Below are 21,634 nucleotides of genomic sequence, written 5' to 3'. Positions count from 1 at the left end.
GCAATATTGATCGAATACCGAGCATCGATAATAGATCGCTACATGTTAGCCAATGCGGTATCCCTGGCGCGGATCCAGCATCGGTGACGACGGCTCCACCGATGCGTGCGGAGTACGCGCAACGATCAGACGAACGAGGCCCCGGACTCGCCGGGGCCTCGCGGTGCTCTCCTACTTCTTACGGTCCCGTTTCTCCCGTACCCGCACCGAGATGCGCACCGGCGAGCCGTCGAAGCCGAACTCCTCCCGCAACCTGCGCTCCAGGAAGCGCCGGTAACCAGCCTCCAGGAAGCCGGTGGTGAACAGCACGAACGTCGGCGGCCGGGTGGTCGCCTGGGTGGCGAACAGCACGCGCGGCAACCGGCCGCCGCGCATCGGCGGCGGGGTCGCGGCGATCACTTCCTTCAGCCAGGTGTTGAGCCGGCCCGTCGAGATGCGCTTGTCCCAGGACTCGAGCGCGGTCTCCATCGCGGGCACCAGCTTCTGCACGGCGCGGCCGGTGTGCGCGGAGATGTTGACCCGTTGCGCCCACGGCACCCGGATCAGATCCCGGTCGACCTCGCGCTCCAACTGCAGGCGCCGGTCCTCGTCGACCAGATCCCACTTGTTGAACGCCAGCACCAGCGCGCGCCCCGAATCGGCGACCATGCTGATCACCCGCAGGTCCTGTTCGGTGATCGGCTGCGAGGCGTCGATCAGCATGATCGCCACCTCCGATGCCTCCAGCGCGGACTTGGTGCGCAGTGAGGCGTAGAACTCGGTGCCGCTGGCATTGGCGACCTTGCGGCGCAACCCCGCGGTGTCGACGAACTTCCAGACCTTGCCGCCCAGCTCGACCAGGGAGTCGACCGGGTCCACCGTGGTACCCGCCACGTCGTGCACCACCGAGCGCTCGTCGCCGGCCAGCTTGTTCAGCAGGCTCGACTTGCCGACATTCGGCTTGCCCACCAGCGCCACCCGCCGCGGGCCGGTGCCGCCGGTCCCCTCGCGCGGAGTCTCCGGGAGCACCGCGAGCACGTCGTCGAGCAGGTCGCCGGTGCCACGGCCGTGGGCGGCGCTGACCATCCGCGGCTCGCCGAGTCCGAGCGACCACAGCGCCGCCGCCTCCGCTTCCACCCGCTGGTCGTCGACCTTGTTGGCGACCAGGATGACCGGGACGGCGGAGCGGCGCAGCTTCTTCACCGCCGCCTCGTCGGTGGCGGTCGCGCCGACGACGGCGTCGACCACCAGCAGGATCGCGTCGGCGGTCTGCATGGCCAGCTCCGCCTGCCTGGCCACCGATTGCTGCAGGCCCTTCGCGTCGGGCTCCCACCCGCCGGTGTCTTGCACCAGGAACCGGCGACCCGCCCAGTTCGCCTCGTAGGACACCCGGTCGCGGGTCACTCCCGGGATATCCTCCACGACCGCCTCACGACGGCCCAGAATCCGGTTGACCAGCGTCGACTTGCCCACGTTCGGGCGGCCGACCACCGCCACCGTCGGCATCGCGACGTGCGCGCCGTCCTCGAATTCGGCCTCCAGATCGGCCAGTTCCCAGTCGGCTTCGTCGGTCCAGACGCCGTCGCCGGCCAGCACGTCCTCGTTCACCGGCGACCTCCGGACTCGAATGCCGAGATCTGCTCGGCGACAACGCGGTACAACTCGTCGATGACCTCGTCCATGGACAGCTCACTGGTGTCGACGCCCACCGCGTCCTCGGCCGGGCGCAGCGGGGACACCTTGCGGGTCGAATCGAGGGTGTCGCGGCGCTGCACGTCGGCGAGCACGCCCGCGTAGTCGTCGCCCCGGCCCTCGGCGATGTTCTGCTGATTGCGCCGGTGCGCCCGCGCCTCCGCGGAAGCGGTCAGATAGATCTTGGCGTCCGCCTCGGGCAGGACGACCGTGCCGATGTCGCGGCCCTCGACCACGATCCGTCCCGCGATCGCCGTGATCTCCCGCTGCATGGCGACGAGCAGCTCACGCACCTCGGGCACCGCGGAGACCGCCGAGACGGCCTTGGTGACGGCGTCGCCGCGAATCTCCGCACGCACGTCCTCGCCGTCCAGCTCGATCACCTCGCGGCTGGGATCGGTACCGATGGACAGCGGCAGTTCCTTGACCGCGGCGGCGATGGCCGCGGTGTCGGTCAACTCGATGCCCGCGCGCAGCACGCGCAACGTCGCCACCCGGTACATCGCGCCGGTGTCGAGGTACCGCGCGCCGAGCCTGGTGGCCAGGCGCCGGGACACGCTCGACTTCCCGGTGCCCGACGGCCCGTCCATGGCGACCACGAGCGGGCTGGTACCGGCCATCCGCGCCGGCGCCTGCACCGGGATCTCCACACCGTTCACAACGACACCGCCTCGTAGAGTTTGCCGATTTCATCGCGACCGAGCACGCGCAATGTGCCGGGCCGTTGGTCGCCCAGCGCGACCGGGCCGATATTGGTACGGACCAGCCGGATGACCGGATGGCCCACCGCGTCCAGCAGGCGGCGCACGATGTGCTTGCGCCCCTCGTGCAACACCACCTTCACCAGGGAACGTCCCTCGCCCAGCTCGAGCACCTGGAAACGGTCGACCTTGGCGGGACCGTCCTCCAGCTCGACGCCTTCCTTCAACCGCTTGCCGATCGCGCGGTTGTTCACCTCGCCCTGCACCGTCGCCAGGTAGGTCTTGGAGACCTCGAAGGACGGGTGCATCAGCCGGTGAGCCAGATCGCCGTCATTGGTGAGCAGCAGCAGGCCCTCGGTCTCCGCGTCCAGCCTCCCGACATGGAAAAGGCGCTGACCGGCGGCGATCCGCTCGGCCACGATGTCGCCGACGCAAGGGCGCCCCAGATCGTCGGACATGGTGGACTGCCAGCCCTTGGGCTTGTTCAGCGCGACGTGCACCAGTTCCTCGCGCACCACCACGCGGGTGCCGTCGACGCGCACCACGGCGCGCTGCGGATCGATGCGCAGGCCCTGCTCGCGCACGATCATGCCGTCGACTTCCACGCGGCCCTGCGCGATCATCTCCTCGGCGGCCCGGCGCGACGCCACGCCCGCCTTGGCGAGCACCTTCTGCAACCGCTCACCCTCGCCCCACGGCATTTTGGTGTGGCCGCCGGTCTCGGCGGGATCCACGTTCTGGTGGCGCGCTGGCTTGGCATTGCTCAGCAGCGGCGGTGGCGCGACCTGCCGCTGCGGTTTGGGCTTCTTCTTGCCCACGGGAGCCGTGTGCCGCTGCGGGCTCGGCGCCTGGGACGATCCCCGGTGGGCCGATCCACGGCCCGTGCCGCCGGGCTGGGCGCCCCGGGGGGTGCCCCCGCGCTGGGCCGAACGGGCGTCGCGGGAGCCCGAGGCGCGGCCCGTACCGCCCCGTTCGGGCGTGGCGCCGCGTTTTCTACGATCCGGTGTGCCATCTCGGCGAGCGGGCGTATTCATCGTTTCCTGTCACTCTTCGGTACCGAGATCCAAATCGGCCTCGGCGGGTTTCTTCAACCTGGTGTACCGGGGGTCGGTCTCCAGGCTCTCGTTGATCTCATCGATCAGGTCGACGCCCGGAAGCAGGGGCGCCAGCGGCGGCAGGTCGCTCAGCGACGCGAGCCCGATCCGTTCCAGGAACAGCTCGGTCGTGCGGTACAGCGTCCCGTTGGTCTCCGGGTCGACGCCCGCCTCGGCGATCAGGCCCCTCGCCAGCAGCGTGCGCATCACGCCGTCGACGTTCACGCCACGCACCGCGCTGACCCTGGTCCTGGTCACCGGCTGACGGTATGCCACCACCGCCAGCGTCTCCAACGCCGCCCGGGTCAGTTTCGATCGGGAGCCGTCGAGCAGCATCCGCTCCACATACGGCGCGTACTCGCTGCGAGTATAGAAGCGCCAGCCGTCACCCACGAAACGCAGATCCATCCCACTGGACCGCGCCGACAGTTCGGCGGACATCGCGCGCAGGGTCTGCTCGACCCGCCCCGGACTGTCGCCGAGGGCGGCCGCGAGCTGGTCGACCGGGGCCGGCGAGTCCACCACCAGCAGCATGGCCTCCAGCGCGGACCGCAGATCGGCGTCCGCGAGCGGTTCAGGGGTGAGTTCCACCACTGCCTCGCTCACGACTGCGCCTCGCCGGAGCCGCGCTGCGTCGTGCGCGACAGCGCGCTGTGCTCGCTCACCCGTAGTCCTCCTCGATTGTCACGGTGTCCACCTGTTGCGCGGCCGAGTCGCCGATCCAGCTGACCGACAGCGGACCGAGCGGATCGGGCTGGTCGAACTCGATCGTCTTGCCGCGATACAGCTCGAGCAGCGCCAGGAAGCGGGCGACGATCTGGACCGGGACCTCGCAGTCGGCGACCAGCTCACCGAAGGAGGTCCACGCACCCGCACCCCGCTGTTTGAGCCGCTCCAGCACCAGTGCCGCCTGCTCGGCCACCGAGATCGCGTGCGTGTGCAAGTGGTCGAGCCCGACCTTGGGTACCGGACGGGGCCGGAAGGCCGCCGCCGCGATCGCGGCGAACTCCGCCGCCCCGACACCCAGCGTAACCTCGGGCAGCAGGTCGGCGTAGCGCTCCTCCAGGCCGACCGCCCGCGGATAGCGCCGCAGCGCGGCGGCCTCCAGCTCGCCGAGCAGTTCGGCGACCTGCTTGAACGCGCGGTACTGCAACAGCCGGGCGAACAGCAGGTCGCGCGCCTCGAGCAATTCCAAGTCCTCGGCGTCGGTCATCTCACCGGACGGCAGCAGACGAGCCGCCTTCAGATCCAGCAGCGTGGCGGCGACGACCAGGAACTCGGTGGTCTGGTCCAAAATCTTGTCCGAGCGCAACGTGTTCTGCTGCGCCATGTTCGCGGTCAGCGCCTTCGTGTAGGCGATGAACTCGTCGGTGACCTTGTGCAGCGCCACCTCGGTGACGTCCAGCTTGCGCGAGCTGATCAGGGTCAGCAGCAGGTCGAACGGACCCTCGAAATTGCTCAAGCGCAGCCGGAATCCGGTCGCCTGGGGGTCGTTCCCCTGCGGCGCGTCCCCAGGCGGTGCGTCCGCGGTAATTCCGGACACACCCGGCGTCTGACGGGATACGTCCGGGTTGAGACCAGGTGTGTCCGATGTGGGACCAGATGCGTCCGACGCGGAACCGGACACGTCCGACGCGGAACCAAAGGCGTCCGGCGTCGGACCGGAGGCCACTGGCGCAGCACCAGGCACCTCCGGCGCAAAACCGGAACCATCCGGCGCAAGACCAGAGGCCACCGATGCACGACCCGGCGCGTCCGACGCGGGACCGGAGGCGTCCGACGCGGGACCGGAGGCGTCCAACGCGGCACCAGAGGCGTCCGACGCGGGACCGGAGGCCACCGATGCAGCACCAGGCGCGTCCGGCACTAGACCGAGACCATCCGGCGCAAGACCAGAGGCAACCGGTGCAGGACCCCGCGCGTCCGGCACAAAACCGGGACCATCCGGCGCAAGACCGGAGGCCACCGGTGCAAAACCCCGCGCGTCCGGCACAGGACCGGGGTAATCCGGGTCAACAGAAGTGGCCGGGCCCTCGGTAGGCAGGTCGGCCTGCGTTCCGGCGGTCTCCCGCACCGCCGCCTCGGCTGGCGGCGCAGGGGGTGTCACGGAAGGTTCGGCCGGGCTCTCTCGCGGAATAGGGGCGTGGGCATCCGACTCCGGTTCGGTCGGTCCAGCCGTGTCACCGGCGACGGCACGGGCGGAACGGGCAGGCGCGGCATCGCGGCCAGCGGCGATGAACGCGGCCGCCGCGTTCCCGAGGGCAGGAGCCTTCGCCGGAACGGATCGCGCGGATTCCTCCGACCCACCGGAGTGGGACGGGCGGCGGTCGGACGCGGGCGCCGATCCGGCCGCGGGAGACCCCTGGCCGGACGGGTCGTGGTGGGACGCAGACGAGGGGTCGGAGCGGCCGGTCACCGGCCGGAACGGTGGATGACTTCCCGAGCCATCGACCGATACGCTTCGGCTCCACCGGATTTCGGCGCCCAGGTGGTGATGGGTTCACCGGCGACGCTGGCGTCCGGGAAACGGACGGTGCGCGCGATCGCGGTGTCGTACACCAGGTCGCCGAACACCTCGACGACTCGCGCCATGACCTGGCGGGAATGCAGCAGTCGAGCGTCGAACATGGTGACCACTATCCCGTACAGGCTCAACCGCGGGTTCAGCCGGTCCCGCACCTTCTCGACGGTGTCGTTGAGCAGCGCCAGCCCGCGCAGCGAGAAATACTCGCATTCCATCGGGATGATCACGCCGTCCGAGCAGGCCAGGGCGTTCACCGTGAGCAGTCCGAGCGAAGGCTGGCAGTCGATGAGGATGTAGTCGTAGCGGTTGCGCACCGGCTCCAGCGCGCGGCCCAGCGACTGTTCCCGGCCCACCTCGTTGACCAACTGGATCTCCGCGGCGGAGAGATCGATGTTGCTCGGCAGCAGGTCCATGTTCGGGACGCGCGTCTGCATCAGGACGTCGTCGATGGACACCTTGGAACCGATGAGCAGGTCGTGCACGGTCGAGTCGAGATCGTGGTGGGCGACGCCGAGACCGGCCGACAGCGCGCCCTGCGGGTCCAGGTCGACGAGCAGTACGCGACGGCCGTACTCGGCCAGTGCCGCACCGAGATTGATGGTGGAGGTGGTCTTCCCGACCCCGCCTTTCTGGTTGCACATGGCCACGATCAGCGCGTCGCCGTGCTGGCCGACCGGCGGCGGGTCGGGCACCAGTCGCAGCGGCCGTCCGGTCGGGCCGAGCGTCGCGTCCTCCGGGACCGGCTCGACCCCGTGCCCCCACAGCGTTTCCGCCGCGGCGTCCGAGTACGGACCCGGTCGCGAGCCCGTAAGCGGCTCCGCCCCAGCACCCATCGGCGGCTCTGCCGCTCCGGCTGTCGTCACGATCCGCTGCTCCTTATACGTTCCTGCCCGTTGCCTCGCCGAGCGTAGCGAGGCCGATCAGGGCCGACCTCGCTTTCGTGCGGTCCAGCTCTCGTTAGACGCTACCGCTTGACGGCACTCGAGTGCCGCGCCTGCGCGCGGCGTGTTCGCCCCGCCCTGGTCAGCGCCATCGCGGTCCGCCATCGAAATGAACGTCGAACCGGTCGTGCGACTCGTTCATGCTGTCCCAGTACGCCTCCCCGTGCGCGCGATCCGGCCGGGTGCCGGAAGCATTCGAAGCGGACGATACCGGTTGTGGGCACAGCCAGAAACTCGCGGCGGCTCCGGAGGCGTGCCCGACCATCACCGACCCCCTCGCCCACCGCTTGGTGTCGACGCGGAAGTCCCGCGCGGACCGCGCATGTGGAACAGCCCATCGCAGAACGATCACCGGGCTCGCGGGTGAGCCGTGGCCCAGACTTCGCGCAAGGTGTTGACCGTGACCAGGGTGTAGATCTGGGTCGTGGTCACCGACGCGTGCCCGAGCAACTCCTGCACCACCCTGACGTCGGCGCCACCGTCGAGCAAGTGGGTGGCGAACGAGTGACGCAGCGTGTGCGGCGACACCGCCGCCGTGATTCCCGCACGTTCGGCCGCTGTGTGCAGGACCCGCCAGGCGCTCTGCCGGGACAGGCGGGTACCGCGAGCATTCAGGAACAGGGCTCCGCCACTGCCCTTTCCGCGTGCGGCGAACACCGGGCGTCCACGGACCAGATAGGCGTCCACGGCGGTCAGGGCGGGCCGCCCGATCGGCACCAGGCGCTGTTTCCCGCCCTTGCCGCGCAGCACGACCGCTCGCTCCTCGATGTCGAGATCGTCGACGTCCAACCCGACTGTCTCCGAGATCCGCGCGCCGGTGGAGTACAGCAGTTCCAGCAGCGCGCGGTCGCGCAGGCCACGCGGTCCGCCGTCCACGCCCGCCGCGGCGTCGCCGGGTCCGCCGCCCGCCGCCTCCAGGACGCGCAGCACCTGGTCGTAGGGCAGCGCCTTGGGCAACCTGCGCCCCGGCGCCGGCGGCTTCACCGCGCGGGCCACGTCGGTTTCGGCCAGCCCCTCCGCCGCCGCGAAGCGATGCCAGCCGCGCACCGCGATCAGGGCGCGGGCCACCGAACTCGCCGCCAGCGGCGGGTGCCCGTCCCCGCCCGAGCGCAGCGCCATGGTGAACTCCGCCACGTCGGATTCGGCCACCCGCTCCAGCGAGCCGATGCCGCGCCCGGCCAAGAAGTCCAGGTAACGACCGAGATCCCGCCGATAGGCGCCCAGCGTGTTGGCCGCGACGCCGCGCTCGACCGCGAGATGGTCGAGATAGGCGTCGAGTTCGCGACCGAGCACGTCGGGTCAGTCTTCGGACTTCTGCGCCGCCTTGCGGCGAAGGAAGGCCGTCGGCTGCCCCTCCCACGGCGCGTCCGGCGGCCGCGGTTCGATGCCGCCGGCCCGCGCGGCCGCCAGCGCGAGCACGCCCGCGACGGCGGTGGCGTTGACGATCTCCCCGGCCAGCGCCGCGCGGACCGCCGCGTCGACCGGCATGCGGACCACTTCCAGGTCCGCCTCCTCCAGTTCCGGCTCCGGGCGGTCGGTCTCGTACAGATCCCTGGCCAGGTAGACCCGCAGCGCTTCGTCGGTGAACCCGGGCGAGAGCACCACGTCCACCAGAACCGCCCACTCCCGCGCGGCCAGCCCGGTCTCCTCGGCCAGCTCACGCCGGGCCGCGAGCAACGGGTCCTCGCCGGGCAGGTCGAGCAGCCCGGCGGGCAGCTCCAGCAACCGCCTGCCGATCGGGTGGCGGTACTGGTTGATCAGCACCACGTTGTCGTCGTCATCGATCGCCGCGACGGCGACGGCGCCGTGGTGCTCGATCACCTCACGCTCGACCACCCGCCCGCCGGGCATCCGCACCTGGTCCAGCCGCAAGGCCAGGATGGCGCCGCTGTAGACGGTCTCGCCGGAAACGATCTCGAAATCGTGGCTGCCCGGTTCGGCAGCGCCCCCGTTGGTCATGCCGCTACGCCTGTTCCGCCGCACCCGCGAGTTCTTCGCCCGGAATATCCACCGGAAGTCGTTCGGCCGCTTTGTATTTCAGTGCCGCCGAGATGAGCGCCGCGAACAGCGGATGCGGGCGGGTGGGGCGGCTCTTCAACTCCGGGTGCGCCTGGGTGGCGACGAAGAACGGATGCACGTCGGCGGGCAGTTCGACGAACTCGACCAGGTGCCCGTCCGGCGAGGTGCCGCTGAACTTCAACCCGCTCTCGGCGATCTTGTCGCGGTAGGCGTTGTTCACTTCGTAGCGGTGGCGATGACGCTCGGAGACGTGCTCGCTGCCGTAGGCCTGCGCGACCACCGAGCCCTTGTCCAGCGTGGCCGGGTAGGCACCCAGGCGCATGGTGCCGCCGAGATCGGCCTCACCGGCCACGGCCTGCTCCTGATCGGCCATGGTCGAGATGACCGGATGCGGTGTGTCCGGCTCGAATTCGGCCGAATTGGCCTCCGCCAGGCCCACCCTGCGAGCCGCCTCGATCACGACGCACTGCAACCCGAGACACAGGCCCAGCAGCGGGATGCCGCGCGTGCGCGCGTAGTGGATCGCGCCGACCTTGCCCTCGATGCCGCGGATGCCGAATCCGCCGGGGATCAGCACGGCGTCCACGTCACGCAGCGCGTGCTGCGCGCCGGAGGGGGTCTCGCACTCGTCGGAGGGCACCCAGCGGATGTTCACCTTGGCGCGCGAGGCGAACCCGCCCGCGCGCAGCGCCTCGGTGACCGAGAGATAGGCGTCGGGCAGGTCGACGTACTTGCCCACCAGCGCGACCTCGACCGTCTCGCGCGGGGAGTGCACCCGGTCGAGCAGATCGCCCCACACGGTCCAGTCCACGTCCCGGAACGGCAGGCCCAGCCTGCGCACCACGTAGGCGTCCAGCCCCTCCCGGTGCAGCACGCGCGGGATGTCGTAGATCGACGGCGCGTCCGGGGTGGAGATGCAGGCGTCGACCTCGACGTCGCACATCAGCGCGATCTTGCTCTTCAGCGCCTGCGGCACCTCTCGGTCGCAGCGCAGGATCAGCGCGTCGGGCTGGATGCCGATATTGCGCAGCGCGGCCACCGAGTGCTGGGTCGGCTTGGTCTTCAGTTCACCGGAGGGCGCGAGGTAGGGCACCAGCGACACGTGGAGGAAGAAGACGTTGTCCCGTCCCACGTCGTGGCGGATCTGGCGAGCGGCCTCCAGGAACGGCTGCGACTCGATGTCGCCCACCGTGCCGCCGATCTCGGTGATCACCACGTCCGGGGTCTGGCCCTGCAGATCCGGGCCGCGCATCGCGAGGATGCGGTGCTTGATCTCGTCGGTGATGTGCGGGATCACCTGCACCGTGTCACCGAGATACTCGCCGCGGCGCTCCTTGGCGATCACCGACGAATAGATTTGCCCGGTGGTCACGTTCGCGTCCCGGGACAGGTCCCGGTCGAGGAAGCGCTCGTAGTGACCGACGTCGAGGTCGGTCTCCGCGCCGTCCTCGGTCACGAACACCTCGCCGTGCTGGAAGGGGTTCATCGTGCCGGGATCGACGTTCAAGTACGGGTCGAGTTTCTGCATCGTGACGCGCAGCCCACGCGCCGTCAGCAGCTGCCCGAGGCTGGAGGCGGTAAGACCTTTACCCAATGAGGAGGCGACACCACCGCTGACGAAGATGTGCTTCGTGGCCGTTCGCGCCTGAATCCGTGTTTGACCCACGGGTCTTCACGGTAACACGGATCCGCCCGTCCGTTCGACTGCCACGCGCGTTTGCCGACCGATCGCCAGGCGCCGGTCAGAGCACTCGCGGCCCGAGTGTGAGGCGGGTCGCGTCCGGACGGGCACGGGTTGCCGGTAGCCGGTGCCGCGAGAACCGCGCGGGTGGCGGGCCGACGCCGCATCCCCCGGCGGTTCCGGCCGGTCAGCCCGGCAGTGCGGCCAAGGTCAGCGAGGCGGCCTTGGCGCCGGTGCCGTAGCGGCCCGCGCCGCCGTTGAGCTGTTCGCCGAGCGCGAGCGCCGTGGTGACGCGTCCGAGTTCTCGTTCGAGATTGTCCACCGTGCTCACCTGCGCCGCGAGCGCGGCATCCGTGCGGACCACCGCGATCGGCCCCTGCCCGTCCGCGGCTCCCGTGCGTCCGGCGAGCACCACCCCCGCCCCACGGCCACGCAGGGCTCCGGCGAAGCGGGCGGTGTTCGCGCCCGCGCCGTCGCGGGCGGCGTCGAGGCCCGCACCGGTGATCACGACCGCGAGCTGCGCGGGCTGCACCGGCGTGTCGCCGTAGGCGAGGAAACCGCCGCCGCGCAGGGTCTCCAGCACCAACCCCAGCTCCTGGGGGGTGCCACGGGTTTGCCCGTTGGCGGGGTCGAGCAGCAGCACCAAGCCGAGCAGGTCACCGGCCATGCTGCCCTGGTCCACCGCGCCGGTGCGCAACTGCGCCCCGGCGGGGATGACGTTCGTGACGGCCGTGCGCATCCGATCGCCCTCGGCGGCGTCGATGAACGCCTCGGTGAGCGCGATCCGGCCGGTGACGCCCGCGCCGGAGATCTCGAGCGCCCTGGTCACCGCGTCGACGTCACCGGGATCGGCGTCCGGGGTGGTGAACACGACGACGCTGCGGTCGGCGAGCGTGCCGCCGAGGATGCGGCCCGCCGAACCTGCGACGAACCGGTCGGCGGCCATGGCCTGGTCGTCGAGCTGCCGAGTCCGCTCGGTCAGGACGTCGACCTGCCGGCGCAGCTCGGCCTTGTCCGCCCGCAGTCCCGACAGCAGGTCCGCGGCGAGCGTCTGGGATCCGAGCACCACGCCGATCGCGAGCGCAAGGAAGATCGCCACGATCGAGACGGCATGCTGACGCAGCGAAATCATAGTTCTCCCTCTCAGAATTCCCAGGATCCGAGCTGCCCTTGCGACCACCGCGCGAAGCGGTTCCAGGTGTCCACACCCCAGTCCAGGAATTCCCCGCCGCTGTTGGACGCAAGCAGGACGACGATCACCGCGACCAGCGCGGCGAGCACCACCAGCGCGACCGCGATCCCCGACACCCGGGTGCGATACAGGGTGGCCACGGCCTTCGCGTCCATCAGTTTCGTGCCGACCTTGAGCCGGGTGAGGAACGTGGCCGGATTGCTGTCGCGCCTGCCCCGGTCGAAGAAATCGTCGAGCGAGGCGGGCGCGCCCGCGGTGACGATCAGGGCGGCGCCGTGATGGTCGGCCAGCAGCAGCGCCAGATCGGAGGCCGACCCCGAAGAGGGGAAGGTCGTCGCGCCGATGCCGAGGTCCTGGATGCGTGTAAGCCCCTTGGCATGACCGTCGGTGTCGGCGGGCAGGATCACCTCGGCGCCGCACTTCATGGTCGCCGAGGTGATCTCCTCGGGGTCGCCGACGATGACGTCCGGCCGGTAGCCGCGCCTGCGCAGTGTGTCGGCGCCACGGCCGACGCCGATCAGGATCGGGGCGTACTCCTTGATGAACGGTTTGAGCCGCTGCAGGTCCTCGGCATGGTCCGGTCCGTCGGCGACGACGACCACATGCCGCTGCTTCATCGTGAGATCCAGTTCCGGAACGCCGAAGCCGTCGATGAGCAGGGCGCTCTCGGTCCGGATGAATTCGATGGTGTTGCCCGCGAACGCCTCCAGGTGATCGGCCAGCCCGTTGCGCGCCTCGATCATCCGCTCCGCGATGGCGGGTTCGGTGAGTTCGATGCCCTCGACGAGGACCTCCGGCTCCTTCTTGATCAGCTTGTCGGCATAGACCACACCGCCATCGATGCGGACCTTCACGCCGTCCTTGATCCTTTTGAACGCGTCCGAACTCACCGTGTCCAGCAGCAGGATCCCGTTGGCCACCAGAGCCTCCGGACCGAGGTTGGGGTAGCGGCCGGAAATGGAAGGCGAGGTGTTGATCACCGCGCCCACGCGCGCCTCGACCAGCCGGTCGGCGGTCATCCGGTCGAGGTCCATCTCGTCGAGGACGACGATGTCACCCGGCCCGATCCGCCCGAGCAGCCGCCGGGTGTTGCGATCCACCCGGGCCGTCCCGATCAGACCAGGAAGCGTTTCGGTGTTCCTCGACAACAGCGCCGGCATTCGCATGCGCCGATGATGGCGGCAAACTCTCAACCATTGGTGGAGGCGCGCCGTTTCCTGCGTGGAATTCGACCGCTGCCACCTCGCCGACCAGCACCGCGTCGATCATGCCGTACCCGGGATCTAGATCCGTTCTATGGTTCGACATAGCCCAGCGAACAAGTCGCTACCGCAGGCCCGTCGGATGGTCCAGACAGGCCGGTCAGCACCACTTCGCCTGCGGGCGGCACACGGTCCAGCCGCTGCTGTCCGGACGCTGCGTGCGGGTCCAAGCCGAGTCGTCCGCGCCGTTGTCCGCACCGCTCTCCCCGGCGTCCGGCTTGTTCCGCCGGTGATATTCACGCAGCGCATCCCGGTGCTCGTTCTGCCGGAGCGGGTTCGGGTCGGAATGCTGGTACCCGAACGGGTCTATCGCGTGCCAGCCCGTCGAGTCGCCGTGCGACCCCGAGCGACCGGAGTGATCGGAGCCGGACAAGGACTCCGCGGCCGCGCCACCCGCCGTCGAGACCGACCCGGCGGCCAGACCGGCGACGATCAGCGCGAACACCCACTTCCTCGAAGATCCTCGCCCCCGCCGGGCGGCTGCGACAGATCGTCGCGCCCCGCCAGCCTCGGTCGTCGTTGGAAGAACGCTGCGCATCATGGCCCCTTTGCCTCGGTGCTTCCGATCTCCGACGGAGTTCACCCGCCGTTCACCTACTAATTTCCATAGTAGATGAAAAATCGGACATTCCGGACGGCAGGTGGCGGGCCGCCCGCAATCGCACGCGAAAGTCATTTGCCCGCGCGGCATTGCGGCCAGGTAGCGGCATATTCTCCCGATCAGGCTTGGCGTTCCCGGGGCGGCGTGCAGCTCGACACTGCGGCGATCACACGGGCTTCTTCAGTAGATGAGGGGCTCGGGCGACGACTGCTTCTGCGTTGCTCGACTCCGCGTCGCGGACCTCGCCGGACAGCAGGCACCCCAGACAGCTCCACGCCGATTGTGATGCGGACGACACGATCATCGAGCCGTACCCGCTGTAGCTATATGCTGCCGGTCACACGTAACTCGAACAGGAGACTTCATGGCCAGCACCACCGTCGACGCCGTCATCGCCGCCCCGCGCGAGGTCGTGTACCGGCTCTTCGCCGACCGCGAGAGCATCAGCCCCTACGTGCCGGTCCAGGTCAAGCTGGTCAAGCCGGGCCTGACCGAACGCGAGGGCGTCGGCGCCCAGCACCTGATCGGCCTCGGCCCGGTGGGCGTCACCGAGGAGATCACCAAGCTGGTGCCCGGCGAGCGGATGGAATACAAGATCGTCAAGGGCGCGCCGGTGAAGCGGCACGTCGGCATCGTCACCTTCGCCGACGCCGACAACGGCACCCTGGTCTCCTACACCATGGATTCCGATCCGTCGCTGCCGGTGCCCGCCAAGGTGCTGGAGTTCGGTCTGAAGAATCTGATCGGCCAGTTCATCAAGGGCGCGCAGAAAGCCGTTCGCTGACCGGCGCGCTCAGCGCGTAGCCGCCTCGGCGCCCGCTTTCTCGGCGCGCGCCGTCGCCAGCAGTTCCTCCGCGTGTGCCCGGCCGGTCTCGGTGTCGTCGAGACCGGCCAGCATGCGCGCCAGCTCGACGACCCGCTCGTCATTGGTGAGCGCACGGACGCCGCTGTTGACCGCGCCCTTGCCGTCGTCGGACTTGTCGACCACCAGGTGGGTGTCGGCGAACGCCGCGACCTGCGGCAGATGGGTCACCACGATCACCTGGTGGGTGCGCGCCAGCCGGGCCAGTCTGCGTCCGATCTCCACCGCGGCCCGTCCGCCGACACCGGCGTCGACCTCGTCGAACACCATGGTCGCTCCGTGATCGGAGCTGGCGAGCACCACTTCCAGCGCCAGCATCACGCGCGACAGCTCGCCACCGGACGCGCTCTTGCTCAGCGGCAGCGATTGCGCGCCCGAATGCGCCGACAGCCGGAATTCGGCTTCGTCGACGCCCGTGGGCCCGGCGTGCAATTCCCGGCCGTCGACGGTGAGCGGCGCCGCGTCCTGCGCTCCCGCGAGCAGCGGCCGCACCTCCACCTCCAGACGCGCCTTGCCCATCGCCAGGCCGCCCAGCTCGGCGCTCACCGCGGCCGCCAGCTTGCCCGCCGCCTTGGCCCGCGCGGCGCTCAGCTTCTTCGCCGCCTCCCGCACCCGCTCGGCCGCGGTGTCCACCTCGGCGGCCAGCCCGGCCAGCGCCTCCTCCGAGACATCGAGCGAACCCAGCCGGGTGCGCGCTTCCTCCGCCCAGGCCAGCACACCGTCGATGTCGGGTGCGTACTTGCGGGTGAGCGTCTTCAATTCGGACTGGCGGGTGAGCAGCGAGTCCAGCGCACCGGGGTCCGAGGGCAGGTCGGAGAGGTAGCCGCTCAATTCGGTGGTCACGTCGACCACCACGGCGATGGCGTCGGCCAGGCGCGGCGCGAGCGCGATCAGCGCCGGGTCGTCGGCGGCCTCGATGCGAGCGCGGGCGGTGCCCAGCGCTGCCAGAGCGCCGGAATCGTCCTCGGGCGCGTCGACCGGCCCGGCCAGCGCGCCGTGCGCGGTCGCCGCCGCCTCACGCAGCGAATCCAGATCGCTGAGCCTGCGGACCTCCTCGACGATGCGCACGTCCTCGCCGGGTTCGGGCGCGATGGCGTCGATTTCGTTCAGCGAGTGCTTGAGCCGATCCGCCTCCAACGCCAATTCCCTGCTGCGCGCGGTCCGTTCGAGCAGCTCCGTGCGGGCGTCGAGCCACGATCGCCGCAGCACCTGGTATTTGCGCAGGGCAGCGGCCACCGCGTCGCCCGCGAACTGGTCCAGCGCCGACAACTGCTGATCGGGACGCTGCAAACGCAGTTGATCGTTCTGGCCGTGCACGGTCAGCAAGGGCGCGGTGAAATCGGCCAGCACCGAGGCGGGGACGCCGCGGCCGCCGAGATGCGCGCGAGAACGGCCATCGCTGCCCACCGTGCGAATCGCGATGACGCTGCCGTCGTCGTCCGGCTCGGCGGCGGCCGCTTCCAGCACCTGCGTCACCTCGGCGCGGGCGGCGTCGTTGACGTCGTCGACGGTGAACCGGCCTTCCACCACCGCCCGAGACGCGCCGAGCCGGACCCGGCCCGCGTCCGCGCGCGCACCGCTGAGCAGATGCAGGCTGGTCACCACCATGGTCTTGCCCGCGCCGGTCTCACCGGTCAGGCAGGTCAGTCCCGCATGGAACTGCGCGGTCGCCGTGGCGATGACGCCAAGCCCGTCAATCCTGATCTCTGTCAGCACTTGTGCTCTCCGTTCGCCGTCGGCCACGCCAGCCTGTCACGGGCAACTGGAACTTGCGCACCATCCGGTCGGCGAACGGTGCCGAGTCCAGCCGCACCCAGCGCACCGGTTGAGCGCCGCGAACCGCCTCGACCCGGCCGCCGCTGGGCAGTGCGAGCGTGCGCCTGCCGTCCAGGAAAACTATCGCATCGTGTCCGGACGCGACGGACTCGACCGCGATCCGCGACTCCGGGCTGGTCACCAGCGGCCGCGCGAACAGGGCATGGGCATTGCTCGGAATCACCAGCAGCGCTTCCAGTTCCGGCCACACCACCGGGCCGCCCGCGGAGAAGGCGTAGGCGGTCGATCCGGTGGGTGTCGAGATGAGGATGCCGTCGCACCCGAACGACGACACCGGGCGGCCGTCCACTTCCAGCACCACTTCCAGCACGCCCATGCGCGAAGCATTTTCGATGCTCGCCTCGTTCAGCGCCCAGCCGCTCTCCACGACCTCGTCGTCGACCCGGACCGTGACGTCGATGGTCATCCGATGCTCGACCGTGTAATCGCGCCGGACCACCTGTGCCAGCGCCTCGTCCAGATGTTCGGCTTCGGCCTCGGTGAGGAAACCGATGCGGCCGAGATTGATTCCCAGCACCGGCACCCCGGCCGAGCGCGCCAGCTCGGCCGCGCGCAGGAAGGTGCCGTCGCCGCCGAGTACGAGCACCATCTCGCAGCCGACCGCCGCCTCCGGGCTGTGTTCGACCACGCGCACCGGATAGCCCCCCGGCTCGGCTTCGAACCGCGTGCTGTCCGCCTCGTCGGCGAGCACGCGCAGGCAGATGCCCGCGTCCGCGAAGATCTTCGCCACCCGGTGGGCGGTCTCGATGATCTCCGCGCGACCCGGATGCGACACCAGCAAGATCTCCCGGCCGCAGGGCTGGGCCAGCGCGTTCACTGTGGACCCTCCTCAACCGCACGTTCGACCAGCGCCGCGACCTGCTCGTCGTCGTATTCGAACGGCCCGTCGTTGCGCAGCCACAAGAAGTACTCGACATTGCCGGACGGCCCCGGCAACGGACTGGCCACCGCACCGAGCGTGCGCATGCCCAATCCCGCGGCCGCCGCCGCCACCGACCGCACCGCGTCGGCGCGCAGCACTGGATCGCGCACCACGCCGCCGGAGCCGACCCGCTCCTTGCCGACTTCGAACTGCGGTTTCACCATGGGCAGCAGCTCGGCGCCGGGCGCGGCGCAGGCCGCCAGCGCGGGCAGCACCAGGCTCAGCGAGATGAACGACAGGTCACCCACCACCAGTTCCACCGTGCCGCCGATGGTCTCCGGCGTCAGGTTGCGCACGTTGGTCCGGTCGAACACCCGAACCCGCTCGTCGTTGCGCAGCCGCCAGACCAGCTGGCCGTAACCGACGTCGACCGCGACGACCTCCCGGGCGTCCCGGCTGAGCAGCACGTCGGTGAAACCACCGGTCGACGCGCCCGCGTCCAGGCAGCGCCTGCCCGCCACGGTGAGCCCCTCCGGCTCGAACCGCTCCAGCGCGCCGAGCAGTTTGTGCGCGCCACGCGAGGCCCACGACACCTCGTCGGGTTGCTCGCGCACCACCAGCGGCGTGCCCGCCTCGACAGCGGTCGCCGGTTTCACCGCGACCGTCCCAGCTATCAGGACGCGGCCCGCGCCGATCAACTCGACCGCGTGTTCCCGCGATCTCGCCAATCCGCGGCGAACCAGTTCCGCGTCCACCCGTGCGCGTCTGGCCACCTCAGATCTTGTCCACCGTGGCCAAAGCCTGCACCAGCACGTCATGTGCCTGCTCCAGGATGCGCGCGCGGCGAGTGATGTCGACCCCGGCTTCCGCGCTCTCGGCGGCGGGCGCGGAGCCGCTCCAGCCGGGCCGTTCGAGTTCGGCGAGCAGGCTGTCGACCTCGCCGCGGATTCGCTCCGGATCAGCCGGCTCCACATGCCCGGGCGCACCCGCCAAGTGCTGACCTGGCAACGGCATCCCCGGGCGGGGACCTGATGCACCGGCGGCCGGGCGGGGACCGTTCGGACGGGGCGTAGGAGTAGTCATCGTGGCGTCAACGCTATCGGATTTCCGAATCGGACGCGCGTGCCGTCACAGCTCTTCCAGGGTGGCGCTGCAGCATCTCGCCGAGGTCGGTCTCCGGTTCGAGGGCTACCGGCGGGTGGGCGAGGGCGTCGAGCGAGTCGGCGACATACGTCGGGACCTGCCCGTCCGGAGCCATGCGCAGTTCGTCCAGCGTGCTGACGCCCGTGAGCACCAGCAGCGAGTCGAGGCCCACTCGATTGGCCCCCTCGATATCGGTGTCGAGACGGTCGCCCACCACCAAGGCACTGCGGGAACCGGCTCGGAGAATCGCATCCTCCAACAGGGGCGCGTACGGTTTGCCCGCCACGATCGGCTCGCGATCGGAGGCTGTGCGCAGCGCGGCGACCATCGCGCCATTGCCCGGCGCGAGTCCGCGCTCGTTCGGCAGAGTCTTGTCGGTGTTCGCCGCGACCCACAGCGCACCCGACCGCAGAGCGTAAGCGGCTTCGGCGAGATCCGGCCACGCGGTATGGGGCGAATGCCCTTGCAGCACAGCGACAGGCGCCTCCCCGTCGAAGCGACGGACCGGCTGCAGCCCGGCCGCGTCCACCTCGGCGGCCAGGTCGTCGGTGCCGACGACCAGCACGCGCGCGCCACGATCGAGCCGCTCGGCCAGCAACCGCGCCGCCGCCTGGGCGCTGGTGACCACATCGTCGCGGGAGGCGGGAAAGCCGAGTTCGGACAGATGCGCGGCGACGACCTCCGGCCCGCGGCTGGCGTTGTTCGTGACGTACACCAGCCGCTGCTCCGGCTGCCGTTGCGCAGCCAGCGCCTCCGGGGCCCCCTCGATCACCGCGTGACCGCGGTACAGCGTGCCGTCCAGATCCAGCAGCAGGGCCCGGTAGCGATCTCGTAACCGCTTCACACCACTCTCACTCCGTGTCACCGATCGGCGCTGTGCCGACTCGCATACCACCGGCTCCGCCGGCAGCACCGCCGCTCGGCGAGTCCGAGACATTCGAACACTACGCCAGCGATCGAACCGGACAGACGTGGCGTCAACCACTTCCTCGGCCCTCGAACACCGACGCGCCAAGGCGGTTTCACCGACCACGGACCACGGACCCCCACCGCGATCCGTCTCGCAACTTCCTTTCGATGGGCTCGGGCCGCAGCAACCTTCCGTGCGGGCATCCGCCCCACTCCTGAGCCCGCCACGGCCATGCGTTCACTTGAATCCTTCGTACCAGGCGGACGGCTCGTCCGGACGGTCGCGGATCGCGGCTGCACGGCCGCCAGATGGACCGATTGCGCTGTCGACCGACATTGCCACTCGTGCGAATGCCCTGCCGGACGCACCGACGGAAGCCAGCCGACCTGTCCGGTTCCGGTGTCCAGTCGGTTTCCGGCGTCGCCGTCAGCTCAGCGTCCAACCCTGCGCCGCCGGTGCTCGTGGTGCCGAGCAGTAAGGCATGGATACCCGGCGCGGCTCCGGCGACAGGCTGGACCGGCCGCAGGGCTGCGGGTCAGCTGTCGCTTTCACCCGTGAGTTCGGCGGCGCGTTCCTCGGCGTCCGTGTCTCCGTCGAGGTCGGCCGAAGCGGCGTTGAGGAACCAGGTGAGCCCCTCGTCGGTGCGGCCGGCTGCGACGAGGGCGTCGGCGTAGGCGTAGAAGAGACGGGCGGCGGCCGAACCGGTCCGGGACGGATCGAGATCCGAGGTCTGCAACGTTACGACCGCTTGGTCGTACTGTCCGAGGTCCATTCGCGCGCCCGCGACGACGATGCGCAGTTCGGCGGCCTCGTCTCCGCGCAGGGCGCGGGCCTCCTCACTGCGGCCGAGTTCGATCGCGCGTTCCGGCCGGCCCAGTCCTCGTTCACAGTCGGCCATGACGGCCAGCAGCCCGGAGCCACCGGACATCCGGCGCGCGGTACGCAGCTCCGACAGAGCCTCCGCCCATTCGCCCGCGTGGTAGGCCACCACACCCGCGGTCTCCCGGACCACCGCGATGCGGCCCGCACGCTGCCGCGCGGCCCTCGCATGGGCGAGAGCGAGTCCTGGATCGTCGTCCAGCAGGCGCACCGCCATCACCAGGTGACGTGCGACCGTCTCGGCGTTGCCTTTGTCCAGGCTGAGCAGATCTCGCCGCACCGCGGAGTCGAGGTCGGTGGCTTGCACTTCCTCCGGCAGGTCGGGTTCTTCCGGACGCGGCGGACGGCGATCGAGGGCACGGCCGCCACCGACACGAGCCCCTTCGCCGCCCCGGCGACGATCCTGCGAGGCCTCGCCGCGCGGCGCCCGATCCTCGCGGTCCCCGCCACCGCGCCGTTCCTCGCGATCCGGCCGCGGAGCACGGCGGTCGTCGTCGCGCCGCTGGTAGCCGGCGTCACCACGCCGCCCCGCGTCACCGCGCTCGTCGAAATCACCGCGACGCTTGAAACCACCGCGTTCGCCGGACGGAGCCCGGCGGGCATCGCCTCGGTCGCGGGAATCGTCACGGCGGCTGAACCCACCCCGCTCGCCCGAATCACCCCGGCGAGTGTCGCCCCGACCGGCGGAATCGTCACGGCTGCGGCTGAATCCACCGCGGGACTCGCTGCGATCGAAGCCTCCGCGAGCACCGGACTCGCCGCTGGGACGGAACCCGCCTCGCGACTCGTCACGCCGCTCGCCGGACTCGCTCCGGCGTCGGAAGCCGCCGCGTTCACCGGAGTCCTGACCGCGCTGGAAGCCGCCCCGCTCGCCGGACCCACCTCTACCGGCCGAACCGCCACGGCCCCCGGATTCTTCTCCGCGCTGGAAACCACCGCGCTTGGGTGCGTCGCCTCCGCGGCGGAAGCCACCGGCGGCGCCGCTCCGGTCCCCGGAATCCTGGCGTCTGAATCCGCCGCGCTCGCTCGAACCGCCGCGCTGGTCGTAACCGCCGCCACTATCCCCTCGGCGGCTGAATCCGCCGGAATTGTCGCGGCGCTGGAAACCACCTCGGTCGGAAGAACCCTCCCGCTGGCTGTAGCCGCCCGATTCGTCTCGGCGCGCAGAGCCGCCTCGTTCCCCCGAATCGCCACGGCGGTTGAACCCGCCGCCGCGTCGATCCCGGTCCGGCTGGTCACCCCGCCCGCCGGACCCGGAGTCTGGAGCGCCGCGACGGAAGGGCTTCCGATCGTCGTTTTGGTCCGGCACGGTGCTCCCTTTCTTGGTTTCGCAAAGTAGATATGCCCACAAATTCAATCACGTGCCTGCGGTGGGACACGGGCACGGCAACGTTCGTCGGAGCCCATCAGGTGCTCAAACGCAGATAGGGGACCCAGAATCTGGGTCCCCTATCGC

18 protein-coding genes and 1 pseudogene are annotated in these 21,634 nt (G+C 70.2%); 1 reads left to right on the top strand and 18 read right to left on the bottom strand.

Annotation, left to right across the window (positions count from 1 at the left end; translation table 11 throughout):
• Positions 1-171 precede the first annotated feature (171 nt).
• The 12 genes from der to ON27_RS10750 all read right to left on the bottom strand — a co-directional run bounded on the left by der (position 172) and on the right by ON27_RS10750 (position 13,530).
• Positions 172-1,587 carry a ribosome biogenesis GTPase Der gene (gene der / locus ON27_RS10810; RefSeq protein ID WP_043723716.1) on the bottom strand — a complete coding sequence of 472 codons (1,416 nt, stop codon included), beginning with the start codon at positions 1,585-1,587 and terminating at the stop codon, positions 172-174.
• Entirely contained in the window at positions 1,584-2,291 is a 708-nt protein-coding gene (gene cmk / locus ON27_RS10805) for a (d)CMP kinase (protein WP_043723746.1), read from the bottom strand. Before cmk ends, der begins: the two co-directional genes overlap by 4 nt.
• A 35-nt stretch (positions 2,292-2,326) precedes the next feature.
• Complete coding sequence (locus ON27_RS10800) at positions 2,327-3,406, bottom strand: pseudouridine synthase (RefSeq protein WP_083887495.1); 1,080 nt, start codon at positions 3,404-3,406, stop codon at positions 2,327-2,329.
• A 9-nt stretch (positions 3,407-3,415) separates the two neighbouring features.
• On the bottom strand, positions 3,416-4,072 hold the full coding sequence (gene scpB, locus ON27_RS10795; protein WP_043723708.1) for an SMC-Scp complex subunit ScpB: 657 nt from the start codon (positions 4,070-4,072) through the stop codon (positions 3,416-3,418).
• A 55-nt stretch (positions 4,073-4,127) separates the two neighbouring features.
• Positions 4,128-5,000, bottom strand: coding sequence for a segregation and condensation protein A (locus ON27_RS10790; protein WP_051046426.1), 873 nt, complete (start codon positions 4,998-5,000; stop codon positions 4,128-4,130).
• A gap of 878 nt (positions 5,001-5,878) precedes the next feature.
• Positions 5,879-6,823 (bottom strand): ParA family protein, encoded by a 945-nt coding sequence (locus ON27_RS10785; protein WP_043723705.1) that lies wholly within the window; start codon positions 6,821-6,823, stop codon positions 5,879-5,881.
• Positions 6,824-7,279: 456 nt separating this feature from the next.
• Positions 7,280-8,224, bottom strand: coding sequence for a site-specific tyrosine recombinase XerD (xerD, locus tag ON27_RS10775; protein WP_043723699.1), 945 nt, complete (start codon positions 8,222-8,224; stop codon positions 7,280-7,282).
• 6 nt (positions 8,225-8,230) lie between these two features.
• Complete coding sequence (locus ON27_RS10770; RefSeq protein WP_043723697.1) at positions 8,231-8,890, bottom strand: NUDIX domain-containing protein; 660 nt, start codon at positions 8,888-8,890, stop codon at positions 8,231-8,233.
• Positions 8,891-8,894: 4 nt separating this feature from the next.
• Positions 8,895-10,616, bottom strand: coding sequence for a CTP synthase (gene pyrG / locus ON27_RS10765; RefSeq protein WP_043723695.1), 1,722 nt, complete (start codon positions 10,614-10,616; stop codon positions 8,895-8,897).
• 202 nt (positions 10,617-10,818) lie between these two features.
• Entirely contained in the window at positions 10,819-11,763 is a 945-nt protein-coding gene (locus ON27_RS10760; protein ID WP_043723693.1) for a copper transporter, read from the bottom strand.
• An 11-nt stretch (positions 11,764-11,774) separates the two neighbouring features.
• Positions 11,775-12,989: a putative cytokinetic ring protein SteA gene (gene steA / locus ON27_RS10755; protein ID WP_043723691.1), complete on the bottom strand. Its 1,215-nt coding sequence runs from the start codon at positions 12,987-12,989 to the stop codon at positions 11,775-11,777.
• Between the two features lie 196 nt (positions 12,990-13,185).
• Positions 13,186-13,530, bottom strand: coding sequence for a hypothetical protein (locus ON27_RS10750; protein ID WP_043723688.1), 345 nt, complete (start codon positions 13,528-13,530; stop codon positions 13,186-13,188).
• A 520-nt stretch (positions 13,531-14,050) separates the two neighbouring features.
• Here ON27_RS10750 and ON27_RS10745 point away from each other — a divergent pair.
• Complete coding sequence (locus ON27_RS10745) at positions 14,051-14,470, top strand: SRPBCC family protein (RefSeq protein ID WP_043723679.1); 420 nt, start codon at positions 14,051-14,053, stop codon at positions 14,468-14,470.
• 9 nt (positions 14,471-14,479) lie between these two features.
• Here the strand turns inward: ON27_RS10745 and recN are convergent, their stop codons facing one another.
• The 6 genes and pseudogenes from recN to ON27_RS10715 form a co-directional block, all read right to left on the bottom strand.
• Complete coding sequence (gene recN, locus ON27_RS10740; protein ID WP_043723678.1) at positions 14,480-16,264, bottom strand: DNA repair protein RecN; 1,785 nt, start codon at positions 16,262-16,264, stop codon at positions 14,480-14,482.
• Complete coding sequence (locus tag ON27_RS10735) at positions 16,242-17,201, bottom strand: NAD kinase (protein WP_043723739.1); 960 nt, start codon at positions 17,199-17,201, stop codon at positions 16,242-16,244. Before ON27_RS10735 ends, recN begins: the two co-directional genes overlap by 23 nt.
• Entirely contained in the window at positions 17,198-18,019 is an 822-nt protein-coding gene (locus ON27_RS10730; RefSeq protein WP_043723677.1) for a TlyA family RNA methyltransferase, read from the bottom strand. The genes ON27_RS10735 and ON27_RS10730 overlap by 4 nt, the downstream gene beginning before the upstream one ends.
• A 1-nt stretch (position 18,020) precedes the next feature.
• Positions 18,021-18,260, bottom strand: coding sequence for a hypothetical protein (locus tag ON27_RS10725; protein ID WP_043723676.1), 240 nt, complete (start codon positions 18,258-18,260; stop codon positions 18,021-18,023).
• A gap of 82 nt (positions 18,261-18,342) precedes the next feature.
• Positions 18,343-19,233, bottom strand: coding sequence for an HAD-IIA family hydrolase (locus ON27_RS10720; RefSeq protein ID WP_043723675.1), 891 nt, complete (start codon positions 19,231-19,233; stop codon positions 18,343-18,345).
• Positions 19,234-19,834: 601 nt separating this feature from the next.
• A pseudogene (locus ON27_RS10715) lies at positions 19,835-20,812 on the bottom strand (tetratricopeptide repeat protein); the annotation flags it as partial.
• Positions 20,813-21,634: the final 822 nt, after the last annotated feature.

It is taken from the genome of Nocardia asiatica NBRC 100129 (assembly GCF_000308415.1).
Classification (GTDB): Bacteria; Actinomycetota; Actinomycetes; order Mycobacteriales; family Mycobacteriaceae; genus Nocardia; species Nocardia asiatica.
The sequence above is the reverse complement of the archived record's forward strand: the minus strand, read 5'-3'. Positions and strand labels throughout refer to the sequence as shown.

Excerpts from the sequence above, each read along its gene's own strand:
- ON27_RS10745 (WP_043723679.1), top strand. The coding sequence starts at position 14,051 with ATGGCCAGCACCACCGTCGACGCCGTCATCGCCGCCCCGCGCGAGGTC.
- cmk (WP_043723746.1), bottom strand. The coding sequence starts at position 2,291 with ATGGCCGGTACCAGCCCGCTCGTGGTCGCCATGGACGGGCCGTCGGGC.
- ON27_RS10785 (WP_043723705.1), bottom strand. The coding sequence starts at position 6,823 with ATGGGTGCTGGGGCGGAGCCGCTTACGGGCTCGCGACCGGGTCCGTAC.
- ON27_RS10760 (WP_043723693.1), bottom strand. The coding sequence starts at position 11,763 with ATGATTTCGCTGCGTCAGCATGCCGTCTCGATCGTGGCGATCTTCCTT.
- ON27_RS10800 (WP_083887495.1), bottom strand. The coding sequence starts at position 3,406 with ATGAATACGCCCGCTCGCCGAGATGGCACACCGGATCGTAGAAAACGC.
- ON27_RS10770 (WP_043723697.1), bottom strand. The coding sequence starts at position 8,890 with ATGACCAACGGGGGCGCTGCCGAACCGGGCAGCCACGATTTCGAGATC.
- steA (WP_043723691.1), bottom strand. The coding sequence starts at position 12,989 with ATGCGAATGCCGGCGCTGTTGTCGAGGAACACCGAAACGCTTCCTGGT.
- ON27_RS10725 (WP_043723676.1), bottom strand. The coding sequence starts at position 18,260 with ATGCCGTTGCCAGGTCAGCACTTGGCGGGTGCGCCCGGGCATGTGGAG.